This window comes from [Leptolyngbya] sp. PCC 7376 (assembly GCF_000316605.1).
Classification (GTDB): domain Bacteria; phylum Cyanobacteriota; class Cyanobacteriia; order Cyanobacteriales; family MRBY01; genus MRBY01.
The window spans coordinates 848,601-864,162 of sequence record NC_019683.1; the positions used below are offsets into that span (position 1 = coordinate 848,601).

Annotated in this window: 11 protein-coding genes and 1 pseudogene; 10 read left to right on the plus strand and 2 right to left on the minus strand. The window is 44.9% G+C overall.

The genetic code is table 11. From position 1 onward, the window contains the following. Positions 1–141: 141 nt before the first annotated feature. The 10 genes and pseudogenes from LEPTO7376_RS03860 (at position 142) to LEPTO7376_RS28890 (ending at position 13,232) form a co-directional block, all read left to right on the plus strand. A complete protein-coding gene (locus LEPTO7376_RS03860) occupies positions 142–900 on the plus strand; it encodes a hypothetical protein (RefSeq protein ID WP_041763146.1) in 759 nt (252 codons plus the stop codon). 59 nt (positions 901–959) lie between these two features. Continuing rightward, entirely contained in the window at positions 960–1,586 is a 627-nt protein-coding gene (locus LEPTO7376_RS03865; protein WP_015132941.1) for an alpha/beta hydrolase, read from the plus strand. Between the two features lie 220 nt (positions 1,587–1,806). Next, positions 1,807–2,847: a class II fructose-bisphosphatase gene (gene glpX / locus LEPTO7376_RS03870; protein WP_015132942.1), complete on the plus strand. Its 1,041-nt coding sequence runs from the start codon at positions 1,807–1,809 to the stop codon at positions 2,845–2,847. A gap of 259 nt (positions 2,848–3,106) precedes the next feature. Continuing rightward, positions 3,107–4,384 carry a glutamyl-tRNA reductase gene (locus LEPTO7376_RS03875; RefSeq protein WP_015132943.1) on the plus strand — a complete coding sequence of 426 codons (1,278 nt, stop codon included), beginning with the start codon at positions 3,107–3,109 and terminating at the stop codon, positions 4,382–4,384. A 121-nt stretch (positions 4,385–4,505) separates the two neighbouring features. Beyond that, the gene (gene psbP / locus LEPTO7376_RS03880; protein ID WP_015132944.1) at positions 4,506–5,078 is read left to right on the plus strand and encodes a photosystem II reaction center PsbP; all 573 of its coding nucleotides are present in this window, start codon (positions 4,506–4,508) and stop codon (positions 5,076–5,078) included. A 129-nt stretch (positions 5,079–5,207) separates the two neighbouring features. Next, complete coding sequence (locus LEPTO7376_RS03885) at positions 5,208–5,792, plus strand: nucleoside triphosphate pyrophosphatase (protein WP_015132945.1); 585 nt, start codon at positions 5,208–5,210, stop codon at positions 5,790–5,792. A gap of 166 nt (positions 5,793–5,958) precedes the next feature. Then, a complete protein-coding gene (locus LEPTO7376_RS03890) occupies positions 5,959–10,494 on the plus strand; it encodes a hypothetical protein (protein WP_015132946.1) in 4,536 nt (1,511 codons plus the stop codon). 34 nt (positions 10,495–10,528) lie between these two features. Further along, complete coding sequence (locus LEPTO7376_RS03895; RefSeq protein ID WP_015132947.1) at positions 10,529–11,422, plus strand: hypothetical protein; 894 nt, start codon at positions 10,529–10,531, stop codon at positions 11,420–11,422. A gap of 80 nt (positions 11,423–11,502) precedes the next feature. Continuing rightward, positions 11,503–12,195, plus strand: a complete 693-nt coding sequence (locus LEPTO7376_RS03900) for a hypothetical protein (protein WP_015132948.1) — start codon at positions 11,503–11,505, stop codon at positions 12,193–12,195. Positions 12,196–12,357: 162 nt separating this feature from the next. Then, positions 12,358–13,232: pseudogene (locus LEPTO7376_RS28890) on the plus strand (IS630 family transposase). Positions 13,233–13,262: 30 nt separating this feature from the next. Here LEPTO7376_RS28890 and LEPTO7376_RS03915 read toward each other — a convergent pair. Beyond that, entirely contained in the window at positions 13,263–13,976 is a 714-nt protein-coding gene (locus LEPTO7376_RS03915; RefSeq protein ID WP_015132950.1) for a response regulator transcription factor, read from the minus strand. Between the two features lie 235 nt (positions 13,977–14,211). Continuing rightward, positions 14,212–15,435 (minus strand): FAD-dependent thymidylate synthase, encoded by a 1,224-nt coding sequence (gene thyX / locus LEPTO7376_RS03920; RefSeq protein ID WP_015132951.1) that lies wholly within the window; start codon positions 15,433–15,435, stop codon positions 14,212–14,214. Positions 15,436–15,562 lie beyond the last annotated feature (127 nt).

A 15,562-nucleotide genomic window follows, 5' to 3' on the forward strand; every position in this document is an offset into this window, starting at 1 on the left:
CAAGTCTTTCTATACGTACGTACACATTTGTGCATTTGTGTTATTTGCGATACTAATGCGTAACAAGATTCCCTATAGTAGTGGTAGTGCGTCTATGAATCGGGAATATTAATGATTAGGGTTCCACCTATTTTTTGAGCTATGAGTAATTCGCAAATCAGCTCGGTTCGGCGGCAGCGCGAGAAAAAAAAGCGCCAGCTTCAGCAACGCCAAACTCAGTTGAAGCATCATTGGGCACTACACCAAGCAAAGCAACAAGCGACTCAGATGGGTCTCAAAGGTGCGCAACAGCGCCTGAGTAAATCCAAAAAACTGAGTGAGCTGGATGCGAGTATTCTCGATGTGATGCTGGAGATTTGGTCACGCCGTGGCACATTTGCACCAGCGAATTTAGCGAATATTTTTTTACAGCAAACCGAGACTGTCACATACGCTGACTACAAAAAAGCTCTCATGCGCTATCTGTGGACGGCGATCGCCGAGGAGCCAGGCTTAGACTCCCTCAAGCAGCGAATGGAAGAAACCCTCAATCAACTATGGGTTGAACAAGATAAAAAGAAAGTTGATCTCCGTCTCAAACTGAGAACTTGTAATCGTTTGATTAGCCTGCTGACAACCCAAGGCTATCCCTATCCTTCTCCAATGTTTACGATGCTGGCGGTACAGGAACAATACGACGTTTTTGGTCTAATGCTTTTGCGGTTAATGCTACTGAGTCGCCCAAGCTATCAATGTTTTGCCGATGCGATCGCCGCGTTGAAAAACTATTACGCCAAACTCAAAAACCCAAAATCCCAGTGGATTGTGCATTTCCTTGATGCTTTCCAGCTCAACATCAGTGAATATTTAGACCGTAGCTTTGACCAGAAAAATAAATTCAAACCCCAAAATCTTGAATAAACCTTTGGCAAAACCGCTACGCTAAACAGCAAGCATTTTTGTCAATTGGGGGTTCTGAGATGAAAAGCACCTATCTCGATTCTTTGTCCTATCAGGCGGTTAAAACCTCATCAGTAGAATATCTGGTGTTAATGTTGCACGGCTGGGGCGCAAACTATAACGATTTACAGCCTTTAGCGGAAGTTTTAGATCTACCGAATTGCCGTTTTCTCTTTCCCAATGCCCCCTTTGAACATTTTCAAATGCCAACAGGGCGAGCATGGTATGCCTTAGAGCGACAGGATTTTCAGGGTATTGAAGAAAGTCGTGATCGCCTTAGCAAATGGCTAGACTCCCTCCCAGCTCTCACCGGTATTCCGCCAGAACGCACCGCAATGGTGGGATTTTCCCAAGGTGGGGCCATGACCTTAGATGTCGGTTTAATGTTCAATTTCGCTGCCGTTTGTAGTTGCAGTGGTTATTTGCATTACAACCCCTTAGAACGTAGCGGTAATTTTCCGCCAACTCTTCTCATTCACGGTACCCAAGATACAGTTGTGCCCTTGACCGCCGCGAAAAAAGCAAAAAAAGAACTCACTCAGATCGGTGTAGAAACTGAGTACTTTGAATTTATGGGTGGTCACGAAATTCCCACAGCTGCAATGGTTTCAATGCGCAACTTCTTACAACACACGCTCATGATCTAGTGGCAAGCAGGCTAGCGTTTGATACCGCTTATTTCTCTAACTTTCAGAATAGAAATATATGCCTATGGCAATAGATGACCATCTGCCCAATGAGTAAACCTGATGTTTTTCGAAGAGATCCTCTAAGGCGATCGCCCTTGTCTGATAGACTTTGGGAGATTACAACAAAACTTAACACCTGATATAAATCAGAACGTTAGCAATCTGGAGGATTTAACGCGTGGATAGCACCCTCGGTTTAGAAATCATTGAAGTCGTTGAACAGGCGGCGATCGCATCATCCAAGTGGATGGGTTTAGGCGAAAAGGATACTGCGGATGAAGTAGCAGTAGAAGCAATGCGTGAGCGCATGAACAAAATCCACATGCGTGGTCGCATCGTAATTGGTGAAGGTGAGCGTGACGAAGCGCCTATGCTTTACATCGGTGAAGAAGTTGGTATTTGTACTCAAGAGAATGCATCTGAAGTTTGCACCCTCGAAGAACTCATCGAAATCGACATCGCTGTTGACCCTTGCGAAGGTACTAACCTCGTTGCAAACGGTCAACCCGGTTCCATGGCTGTTCTCGCTATTTCCGAGAAAGGTGGACTTTTCCACGCGCCTGACTTCTACATGCAGAAGCTTGCAGCTCCCCCAGCGGCAAAGGGCAAAGTAGATATCCGTAAATCTGCGACCGAAAACATCAAAATTCTTTGTGAGTGCCTCAACCGTACTCCTCAAGAACTCGTTATCGTTGTGATGGATCGTCCTCGCCACGCTGACTTGATCAAAGAAATTCGTGCAACTGGCGCACGCGTTCGTCTCATCAGCGATGGTGACGTTTCTGCGGCTATCTGTTGTGCATTTGAAGGAACTAACATCCACGCTCTTATGGGTGTTGGTGCAGCTCCTGAAGGTGTTATCTCCGCAGCGGCAATGCGTTGTCTCGGTGGTCACTTCCAAGGTCGCCTCATCTACGATCCTGCTGAAGTTAACACTCCCGAAAGTGAGAAATGGACTAAAGAAGGTAACGCTGCTCGTCTTAAGGAAATGGGCGTTGCAGATCCTGACAAGGTCTACGAAGCTGATGAGCTTGCTTCTGGTGAGGAAGTTCTCTTCGCTGGTTGTGGTATCACTCCCGGTACTTTGATGAACGGTGTACGTTTGTTCCATGGTGGTGCACGTACCCAATCCCTCATTATCTCCAGCCAATCCATGACTGCTCGCTTTGTCGACACAGTTCACATGTGGGAAGAGCCTCAGAAAATCGAACTTCACTAAATCATCGTGAGTTAGAAAATAAGCTAGCGGAATTATTTTAAAGTCAATTTCACTAGATATCAGAAAGGCGATCGCCAATGGCGATCGCCTTTTTCTATTGTCATAAAGTTAAATAAATTTTCTTTACAAAACCTTTTGTTGCGAATTGTCCGAGCACTACATTGCATAGGAACATAAAAAACTTTTTTAATAAAACTCTCTTGGCTTCCCACAGCAGTTGAAGCACCACAGAGACTCAACTTTTTTTAGAGAACTCCCCATGAATATTGTTGTTGTTGGTCTAAGTCACAAGACAGCCCCCGTTGAAATCAGAGAAAAGCTCAGTATTCAAGAAGCCAAAATAGACGAGGCGATCGCCCATCTGAAGTCCTATCCCCACGTCGAAGAAATCTCAGTTATTAGCACCTGTAACCGTCTAGAGATTTACGCGGTTGTACAGGAAACTGAGCAGGGCATCCGGGAAGTGTGCCAATTTTTAGCCGAGCAAGGGCAACTTCGTCTCAATCACCTCCGTCCCTATCTATTCACCCTCTTACACCAAGACGCGATTCGTCACTTGATGCGTGTGGCTGCGGGTCTAGAAAGTCTTGTACTTGGCGAAGGTCAAATTTTGGCGCAGGTCAAAAAAGCCCATAAACTTGGCCAAAAGCACAAAGGTCTAGGGCGGCTCCTCGACAAGATGTTTAAACAGTCCATCACTGCTGGAAAGCGAGTACGCAGCGAAACCAATATCGGTACAGGTGCCGTTTCAATCAGTTCTGCAGCAGTTGAGTTGGCGCAAATGAAAGTGCCAGATCTATCCACTCAAAAGATTGCCATTGTTGGTGCAGGTAAAATGTCTCGTCTTTTGGTACAGCACCTCCTGTCTAAAGGTGCTGAGGATATCACCATCGTGAACCGTTCCGAGCGCGGCGCGAAAGAATTAGCGAAGAAATTCCCCAACGCGAGTCTTCAGTTAGAGCTACTCCCCGAAATGCTCAATATCACTGAAAAATCTGACATTGTCTTTACTAGTACAGGTGCAACTCAGCCCATTATCGATAAAGCAAAGCTGGAAACTCTTGACCTCGAAAAATTAATGCTCATCGATATTTCTGTACCGCTTAATGTGGCAGCAGACGTTGAAGAGTTAGAAACAGTACAACTCTTTAATGTAGATGCGCTCAAAGAAGTAGTTGCGCAAAACCAAGCCTCCCGCCGCAAAATGGCAGAAGAAGCAGAAACTCTCCTTGAAGAAGAAGTCTCGAAATACATGAGCTGGTGGCAATCTCTCGAAACAGTACCAACCATTAGTTCTTTGCGCAGTAAGGTTGAGAGCATTCGAGAGCAGGAACTCGAAAAAGCATTGTCTCGCTTAGGGTCTGAGTTTGAAGAGAAGCACCAAGAAGTTATTGAAACTTTGACTCGCGGTATCGTCAACAAAATTCTCCACGAGCCGATGGTTCAACTCCGTGCCCAGAAGGATATTGAGGCGCGTCGGGTTTGTATGAATTCGCTCCAAATGCTCTTTAATCTCGAAACAGAAGAGGCTGTTTAGACCCATTTAAGGGCACAGTCACGCCGAATTTTCAGGATTGAAAGGTTTATTAGGCTAGGGGTTTTCGGTAGCATATTCTACGGAAGCTCCAGCTTTTTTATTGTGAATCGGAGAGTGGTTAATGTTAGTAGCTCGTTTGAGACAAATCGGAAAACAGGCGATCGCCGCAGTATTAGTGCTGTGTTGTAGCTTAGGCCTAATCGCTTGTGGTGATGGCATAGGGAGTTTACAGAGCTATAGCAGTGAAACCTATGGCTATGAGTTTTTGTATCCCAATGGTTGGATTCCAGTCAATGTCGAAAATGCAAAGACGGGCGTTGACGTTGTATTTCGAGATTTAATCGAATATTCCGAAAATCTCAGCGTCATTATTAGTGATGTACCTGTCGAAAAAAATCTCACAGATCTGGGCAGTCCTACCGATGTTGGTTATCGCTTTATGCAAGAAGCGAGTCAGAATAGCGATCGCCAACCTGAACTTATCCGTGCGGAAGAACGTTCCGATGATGCGGGACAAACCTATTACATCCTCGAATATCAAGTTGCCCTACCCAATGGTCAAATCCGCCATGACCTTGCCACCGTTGCCGTAAAATTTGGCAAACTCTATAGCTTTAATCTTTCGACCTTACAAGAACGTTGGGATGACGTAGATGGGCTGTTTAATACAATCATCAAATCCTTCAAACTCTAATATCCATTGAATCTGACATTATCTATAACCAACAGCGACAAACCATTAGGTAAACAGCTTTCGCAAACTACTCCCACTTTTTCTTTCTCAACCTCTCCCTCTGCTAACGAAAACATTTAGAAAAGAGCAATGGAATTAGTCCTCGCCTCAGCCTCTCCGGCCCGCCGTCGCCTATTGCAGGGAATCGGTATTAATCCAATTGTGCATGTCAGTAACTTCGATGAAGACCAAATTAAAGAGTCTGACCCCGCCCGACTTGTAGAAGCCTTAGCCCTAGCAAAAGCGGAAACCGTGGCCAAACAACGGCAAAATGCCCTGATTTTGGGCTGTGACTCTGTATTACTGGTGCAAGGCGAGATTCTTGGGAAACCAGAGTCTCCCGCAGAGGCGATCGCCCGTTGGCAGTCCATGCGTGGCAGTTATGGTGTCCTCTATACTGGTCATGCTTTAGTCGATCAAAACCAACAGCGGACCCTCGTTCGTCATGGCATGACTAAAGTTCATTTTGCAAAGATCGATGATGCCACCATTAAGGCTTACGTCGCGAGTGAAGAACCCCTTCAATGCGCTGGCTGCTTTGCCCTAGAAGGGAAAGGTGGTTTATTCATTGAAAAACTAGAAGGCTGTCACAGCAACGTAATTGGCCTAAGTCTGCCACTACTCCGCAAAATGTTTGTGGAATTAGGGCATGATATCAGCAAGCTATGGAGCTGAACACCAAATCAGTGTTTACATTTACTGCGACTTTTCTGAAGGATCCTTTTTTTTGGGCTACTCTGAAGAGAAATCGCCAACCCACAAGAGAAATATCAAAATGGTGTCCCCCTGAAACTGACTCCAACTGAGGATTTTCAGGTGAACAAGAGGAGAATTACAGTACATGCCTGCTAGCAACGAATTTAAAAAAGCCTTGCGTTCAGGAGATCTCCCCGAAGCTTTTGTAATGGCGATGGGGAAAGCAACCGAGCTAAACATTACAACCAAAGTTGTGAAAGCTGATGGCAGCGTTGTCGAAGATTACGACCCTGCCCAATGTTTAGAAACACGCCTCGATATCCTCAATGGCACTATCGAAAATTTGGTTGGCGAAGAATTTGTTGGCAATGGCAAATATATCGAGTTACAGGAGTTTCACCAGCAGCAGGTGGCCCTCGGTAATCGTAAAATCCAAGAAAATTTCCAAAGTCTACAGGAACTCTTTCGACTCCTCGTTACCCTTCAGCAATATAACCGCCTCACAAATGCTGAGCAGCCTCTAGATCTGACTTTCCTTGAAGCGCCACGATATCAATTGCCACCCGAAAAGGTAATCACAACGCTGCAAGAACAAGTTTCTATCCTCGAAACAATTCAAGAGAAATCTACGACAACCACAGTAAGAACTGAAACTCCTCCCGTAGCGACACCAGAATCAAAATCAGAACTGGAAGTAGCACCGACGACTCTAGAACAAGTACCCAGTACGACTCATGAGTCAGTAGTAGCGACGAGCCCTACGACTCCAGAACAAGCTAGCGAAGCTCCAGAGAGTGAAGAAAATAATCTGCTTAGAAATGCGGCGATCACCACGGGTGTTGCAGGAACAGCTGCCGCAGTGAAACAAGCAATTGATTCTAGTGCAAAAAAAGCAGATGCTGACGATGGAGAAACCTTAGATTTCCTCGATAGTTTTGCCGCATTAGATTTAGACGACGCACCTGCACCCTTTTCCGATGTCGAAATCGATGACTGGGAAACCCCACAGGAAATGAGCCCTGCTCAGCGTCTCTCCCAAGCCGCTAGTAGTGAAACCTATATTCCGACGTTATCTGATTTTGAGCGGGATGATGAAGGGGCAACTGACGAACTCGATGATTTACTTGATGATGGTTTAGACGATCTGTTAGAAAATGATGTTGACCCGGTAGCACTAGAAGAAGAAAAGAGTCTTGAGCCTGATGAGCTTTTGGCTGATGACAATGATGATGCGGCGATCGCCGAAAACGAAGCGATTACAGAGTCGGAAGAAGCAAGTGTCGAGTTTGATGAATTTGCGGCTATCTCTGAAGAGGATCTACCAGAAGAAGTCCTCGGCGATCTACTCCACGAGCCCGAAGAGCCAGATGGTGAAATCACAGCTATTTCTCTTGGGCCAAAATCCATACTCTCCGAGTCACCAGATACTGATGCTGAAGATTTAGATGATCTATTGCCCGATACAGATCCAGTAATGGATATGCCTATAGAGGAAGAAGGCGAGTTAAATGATATTTCGGATGTAGAGTCCACTGAGAAACTAAACATTGAAGCTACCTCGGAGGCAGTAGATTTAAGTGATATCAACATCCCAGAAGAGGCAGCCATTGCCTTAGAATCCGACGCGGAAGAGGAGGAAAGTGAAGGCTCTTCGGCAACTATCCCCCAAGACAACACAATGTCTCATGAGGCGATCGCCTTAGAACCCCAAGCACCACCAGTTGATGAGTTATTAGAAGCAGCAACAGCCGTTACTCCAGAGGTTACAGAGAAACTTTTAGAAGAAACTCTTGAAGCACCAACTGACACTGAACCAGAAAAAGAACTAGAGACCGCATCAGTCCAAGAAGCAGAGGCCGCACAAGTTGCAGCGAAGCCAATTGACGATGAGGAACTCTTAAATTTCATCGGTGAAGATTGGCAATTCCACCCTGATGTTGCTGAGATTAGTTCTTTAGACGACATGCCAGAAGATGGGCCAGTCTTGGTGAAGCCTCTATCAGAGGAAGAATTAGAAGCACTTGAAGATATTGATGAAGATATCGATTTACTGTCTTCTGCAATCGACGACGATTGGGAGCCTTTAAATATAGATAGTAGTCATACTCAGAATTTAGAAAGCTTTGACTTAATCCTCAATGAGGACGAGCAATCAGTAGTACCTTCGGGAGCTACTCCCAATAGTGACGCAAGAGAAGAAGTTGCACATTCCTCAGGTCTTGATAATTGGGAAGCAGTGGGCAGTATTGCGGAGGTTACTCCCAATACTGATTCAGGAACAGCAACGAGTGAACTCTCACCCATTGATGTGTATTTAGGCGATCTGGATTTAGGTGAAAGTGCTCTTGATCCTCTACCAATACAAGAAATAGAAGACGAGGCGATCGCCCCAGAAACTCCCCTAGTAGAAGCAGAAGAAGAAGAAGAGACTGTCGAAGTAGCAGCTCCTCCGACAGAAACTGAGGAGATTGCAATAGAGCCAGAAAGTCTCGATGATGTACCAGAGATGGATGAGCCAGAGGCTGGATCTGAGATTATCGATCCCTTTGCAACTGATACTCAAGAAGATATTTCTGATGAACTCGTGTCTGAAGCAGCAGAGAGTTTAGAGTCAGTTTCCCCAGCTCTCAGTGACATAGAAATCCCAGAAATAGAAGCTGAGCTAGATATTGAGAATCCTATCGATGCCATTGATTTGGAAGATGTCGCAGCAGATCTTGAGACAAATTTACCGTCAGAAGCCATAGCGGATTTGGGTTCGGAAGAGATTTCAGCAAGTCCTGAAGCTTTAGACATTCCCGAAATAGATACGGATCTAGAGCGAGAAACTAAAGATGCTGGCAATGATATTAATCTTGAGGACATGTCCGCAGATATTGGTATTAATCGGCCATCAGAAATAGCGGATTTGGATTTAGAGACAGATACTTCTTTAGCTGAGCTGGAAGCTCAATCCGCAGCACTTGATGAAATTACAGAGTTTGCAACGCTTAGTGACAGCCAAGAAGAAGAGGCCGCGATCGCCGACATGGATGCCTCAACATTGTCTGAGCTGAGCGACGAAGCAATCACAAACCTAGACTTTACAGCTGAAACTATCTCCGACCCCTTTGGTGAAGTCAGTGATGATAGTGGCATAGACTCAGACTTTGATCCATTGACATCATCAGACTTAGCATCTCTAGACTTGGATGATTTAGAGAATGATGTAGAGCTAGGTTTAGGAGAAGATAGCCTCGATCTATCCGTTGGTAGCCTAGGTGAATTGGCAAGTCCAAGTCCGTTTGGCTTGGGAGATGATTCAATTGGTAGCGTTGATCTTGAGATGGATCCATCCGATGCGGCGATCGCCATGGATATCGAGACTGATCCCTTTGCAGCTCTTAATGTGGGCGAAGATGATTTAGGTACAGCAGACTTAGAAAATATCGACTTAGGCACAATTGAAGATCCCTTCGCCGTAGACGATGAAGAAGCCGCCAGCTTATTAGATACGGATTTAGATTTAGAGAATCTAGACCTCAGCGATGACCTTTCCCTAGAGATGAGTACAGCAGATTTAGATGAACTCTCCCTAGAAGATACAGCACAGGATTTAGGGCTAGGTGATGAACCGATGCAGGCGATCGCCTCCCCAGATGACTTAGAACTTGAGGGTTTACTCGACATTGATGCTCTAGAATCCATGCCCGATGATAGTGACGCCATCACAGCAGAGGCAGATCTATTAGACTCAGAAGTTCTCCAGTCATTAGCAGAGCTGGATCAATCCACAGCGAATTTAGACTCAGGGAATTTACTCGACGACTTTGGTGGCCAAAATGATGACGATATTTTAGGTGAAGCTCCGATAGTATCTCCCTCAGATAATCTCGAAGAGGAATTAAATCTCGATCCTTTGGCTATGGCTGATATGGGTGGGCTTGAAAATGAACTCACAGACTCAGGTGATTGGGGAGATTTAGGCTTAGATTTAGAGACAACAGATGCTCTTTCTAGTCTTCAGGAAGATAGCGCCACAACCACAGACGATTCTCTCGAAACTCCATCCACAGATCTCGATTGGGCAGAACTAAATTTAGATATTGGGTTAGATGGGACCTTAGCAGAAGCACCAAATACCGACCTCAATGATTTAGAAGACACGCCAATCGACCTGGAATTTGATCTCGGTGGTCTAAATGCTGATATTTCGACATCCGACGACGGAGCTCCTCTCGCAGGGATGGATGTAGAAACCGAAGATTGGCAACAGCTAGACCTTGATGACCAGGCTTCTCCAGCCGGACTCAGCACTCAAGAAACAGGCTGGGAAAGTTTAGCGACGGGTGCAGTATCTGAAACAGCAACAGAAAAATCTGATGATTGGGCGATCGCCGGGCTAGATGGCCTAGAAAATCTGAACGACAACGACCTTAGTGGACTCGAAAACTTTGATGTTGAAGCCCTCTCTGCAGCGGAAGAATCCCTAGATAACACAACAACATCAGAGGATAAAGACTGGGAAATCGGAGGACTCGATAATCTAGAAAATCTTAGCGATAATGATCTCGATAATCTCGGAAACTTTAACATTGATGCCCTAGAACTCAGCGATGATGACAGCGACTTTAGCTTATTTGGAGATGATAAGGATGATGGCACTGACCTAAACCCGTTCTTAGATAATCAAAACTCCTAAAATATCCGCGTCACTCCCTGTCTAAATACCTGCCATGACTACCGCCTTCGAAAGATTACAAACCCAAACCAATAAGCCTTCAGGCTCCATTGAGTCCAGCCCGCGTCAGTTACCCCAACAACTCCACGAGTTTGTGCGATCGCTCGGCAGTGTATTGGCTGACGTCTCGGCTCTCGAAGTCAACACCATGGTGGTTGAACAGATTAATGGCAACAAATTTATTCCCTGGGAAGTTTATCGTGATATTTATCCCATTTCTCGCGTTTATCTAGAACAGCAAGGTTATCACCCAACGCTTCACAAGCCATATCTTGATCTGCGATCGCAACTCGAACTGCAATATTCCCTGTTACTGACCGATCCAAGTTCTGCTTTTTATGACCCCAGTGTGTTGGAAAATATCCGCGAAATGTCGCCGATTCTGACGGATCCGACCATTGACTCAATGGATTTGCCGACGAGATTACCCGACCCGATTAATCCCACCGATGCAGCAGAAGTTACACGCGTTCGCCAACTGCTCAATAGTGGTAGTTTTCTCTGTCACCTCCGCAAAATCAGTGAACTAAAAGCCGCTCTCGACAATCGTAATCGTCGTCTTATTCGCCAAGCTATTTCCCTAACGAATACCCCATCCTCCCAAGCTGAAGATGACATCAATCCCACAAGCACTGAAACTGTTTTAAATGATGTCATCTATGCCCAAACTGTTATCCAGCTCGATGGTGACATCGTTAATCGCTACGCCGAAGAATTATTCCGTCATCCCTATAAAGAAAGCATTTTAGAAATTCACCGTGCTAGCCTTGAAACCAGCGAAAAACAATGGCGGGGACTAATGGGTTTTATTATTGAAATTATCCAGTCCACGATTAATCGGGGCAATCTCGGTAGTCAAAAACGGCGAGCACGAAAGAAAAACAAGTAGCCATTTCATTGCTCTAACTCATCTTTAATATTTTTATTTTTCTATCGCCACACTATTTTTCCTAGTCTTTGCCACCGCTAATGCCAGTTAAACAGTCTGACTTTCTCGCCCAAAACTACATCTCTTTGGAGTCCGAGGAGAGCGAGCAAGGCGATCATTTAGTCTATGGTGTGGCGTTTGACTTGACACAACATTCCTTACCAAGGTTATTAGAGATTAAAGCGGTTGGAAGACGGTTAAAATTTTCGCGAAACTTTGTTCTAGCGTGGCAACAATATGCGCTTTTTCAAGAGAATTCTGGAGTTTTGCAGCGTGCTTGGTCTTTTACCTTGACTTATGAATCACAGGGCGTATTACAAACATTAGTCACTCGTGATGGTGAAATCGTAAATCAGATCTGCGCAGATATTTTGCCTCATCCAGTTCTGTATCAACAGCTCAGAGAAGTACATCTTTGGATGATGGATCAGCTCCTCGGAAAACTCGGTCTACGTCGTCCGCGTGGTCGATGGATTAATGCAGCAGCTTGGTCGGCGGCGATCACCTTGATTGTCATTCTTGCACTCCTTAATGCAGGTACAGTCTTAAGTCAGCCACTATTGCTCTTACCGCTATTGCTAGCCATTGGCATCTTAAAATGGCTTTTCGATAAGCTACTTCGCCATTCACTACTGCAAATCCAAGGTTTATTAGTGAAGCAAATGCTCTGGGGTCATTTGGCAGGCGATCGCCACAAACAACAAAAAGGGCTGCGATATCTCCGTCGACTTTAAAAGTCAAAGACAATATCACAGCTCTAAGAATGATGAATTTGATTTGCTGGTAAATATTTATCGGCTAAATTCGCCGAACCTTAGCTAGCAGCTAAGTACAAACTATAGCAGGCAAGGAGTGGGTTAAGACAGAATAGGATAGAAGCAATAAACATAGATGCCATGCCTGCTCCCCATAGTCTTGATTTACGCCTAAAAGCTGTTGCCGCCTTCGATAAAGGTGAACGAAAAAGTGATATCTGTCGCTTCTTTGGTATTAGCCGAAATACGCTAGACCTGTGGCTGAAACGACGAGAGAAAATCGGTTCAGTCGCTCCGAAGACAGATTACCGTCGAGGCCCTCAACCGAAGATTAATGATCTAGATGCTTTTCGTGCTTTTGCAGAGGAATATGGGCATCTAACCCAGAAGGAAATGGCGGAGAAATGGCCAGAGTCTATTAGTGATGCATCCAGACGTGAAGCTCTACGGAAAATTGAATTTACTCGAAAAAAAAGACCTATCGATATCAAGAGAGAGATAAAGAATTAGAAAAAGCATTTGTGGCACAACTGAAGCAGTATGGCCAAGAACGACTCGTATATATCGATGAAAGTGGATTTGATAATACCTTAGATTATGGGTATGGCTACTGCCATAAGTCAGAGAGGTTTATCGCAGAGAAGTTAGGTCATCGTACAGAACGAGTTAGCGTGATTGGAGGATGGCGAGAGGGAGAGCAGATAGCACCGATGGTATTTGAGGGCTATGCCAACAGCGCCTTAGTTTGCCAATGGGTAGAGGATTGCTTAGTGCCAGAGTTGATTCCGGGTCAAATTATTATTCTGGATAATGCCAGTGTTCATCCAAAGGAAAGAATACAAACGTTGGTGGCGAAGGCAGGATGTGAAGTGATGTTTTTGCCACCCTACTCACCACACCTGAACAAGATAGAGAAGTTTTGGGGGAGATTGAAGAAGAAGGAGGTAAGTAAGCTCGTCAAGGAGACTGAGGATTTGTTCGATGCCATCAGAGTCGCTTTTCGCTCTGTGTCTTAACCCACTCCTTGCTTGCTATAGATACTAAATCTAGACAGTGACTCGAGATGGTAGCTCTAAACAGTAACCTGCACCATAAACCGTTTTAATAAATTTCGGGTGACGTGGGTCGGGTTCTAGCTTCGTACGGAGATGGCGAATATGTACACGGATCGTCTCAATATCATCCGAAGGATCGTAGCCCCACACTTCTTTCAGAATTTCGCTGGGAGAAATTGTCTGACCGTGACGCTGCAATAAACAGTGCAGCAGCTCAAATTCTAAATGCGTAAGTTTGACTGTGTCATCAAACCAGATCACCTCAAACCGTTCCGGGATAAGAGTCAAAGGGCCATAATTTAAAATTTCTGAATGTTTTGCAGCTTGGGGAATGCGATCACTCCGACGAAGTAGAGCACGCACTCTCACCAACATTTCCTCTACTTCGAAAGGCTTTGTCAGATAGTCATCTGCGCCTGCGTTAAAGCCATCAACTTTGTCTTGAGTCTGGCCCAATGCTGTCAACATCAAAACTGGGATATCAGAAATTCGCTCATCACGACGAATACGTTGGCAGACAGTGAAACCATCTACTTTTGGCAACATTAAATCCAACATCACCAAATCTGGTTGCAATTGAACAGCCAAAGCTTGCCCTTTCAGACCATCCTCGGCACGGTTTACGTCATATCCTGCCAACTCCAGATTAATCGCAACTAATTCTGCGATCGCCGGATCATCATCAATAATTAAAATTCGAGGCATTACCACCAAACCCAAGCTACTCACTCCATCTTAGAAGTAAATATTGGGGAAGTTACGCCTTGCCCGCAAAAAACTTTGGCAAAAGACCAGACAAACCCATGAAATTCGACTAAAATCAGCTATTTTCCACGGTTTTAGGTCATCACAGACTATTAAGCAAAGAATCACAAAACGAGAAGGAATATTAACTTTTGTGTAATCTCTCTCAGGTAGCCGCTTGAATCTTTAGTTTTTTTTAAGGTGAAAGGCGCGCTTTCTTCGCTCTATTTTTTGTGTACCACGCTGAAATTTCTGGACACCAAGCCTCAAAATGTTGATATAGCAGCTCACAGAGTTTTTGAGCTTCGAGTTGTGCGTCTCTCTTCCACCGTAGATCAAGTAGATGCATCAGTGAGCGAACATTACAGCTCATCACAAAATGTTGCCGTGCATCAAAAGGAATTAAGCTGCGAGCATGCTCTTCTGCTAGGCCTTCATCAATACGCTGACGATATCTCTCACAGGCATCCAGACACCATTTTTTATCCTCATTACGCTGCTTCTCAGAATAGAGATATTTTTTCCCTTGACGATTATCGTAGTTACCGACAGGCCTCAAGTAAAAGACATCTTCGACATCTCGTTTCCCTTCAGCGGCATCAATAATGCGTTGCCCAGTGTACCGGAAGGAATTATGGACAACAGTGCCATTCGCCACAAAATTATGCCAAGGTCCCTGCATTTCGATGTCATAGGTAAGCACTTGGGTCAAATACTGCACATCTTCAACAGTTGCGATCGAAGCTGTCTGGGTTTTATCACAAATGATAACCTGGCAAGATTTTGTCATCTTGACTTGGGCATTATTAGCTTGACTAGAGCCTTCTAATCCCACTGCTGCAGCCATTGTGTGCCAGCCTTCAGTGGTGAGAATTCGGTGTTCTGTGGTGCAATCAAGATAACTGCCATTACTCAGAGTTAAACGGTAAACCGGCTGGGCGCCACTGCAAATAACGCTCTGGATTTTGCCGGTGGTAAAAGCTTGCTGTGTTTCGTCAAAAACAATAATCTCAAGGGTTTTAAAAATATCTGGGTCTGCAGCGCCCAGCTCATATAAGGCTTTGATACTGCGGCTCGTAGGCAATCCTTTCTCTGTATGTTTCAGGGCGATCGCCGTTTCCCCAGCTAAACACTGCACATCAAAACTCACTCCGACCCGATGGGTGCGGATTTGCTGCATCAGAGAATGGGGAAAATAACCCACGTTAAATACAATTTGAGGATGTTCAATTGGGCCATAATGGCCTCTTCCACCAGCTAAAAGATGCTTAATTACTAGCTCTCCAGCCTTTTTTTCATCAGGAAAAGTATTCCGTTGTTCCCAAACGAATTCTTCACAATAGTCTTGGTGCATCGCGCTCCAAATCGTTTGTTGAGGGTTCGGGGTAGACCGGAGGACTTCAACGCGAAACTTATCCATAGAGCAAATACAAAAAGGGTGACTGAATTAAAAGTAGAGAGGATTAATAAAAGGGATTTTTGCAATAACGAAGATCTTGAGACGCTTATTGTGATTGCGACTCATGCACTCCCAAAATTAGCATCGA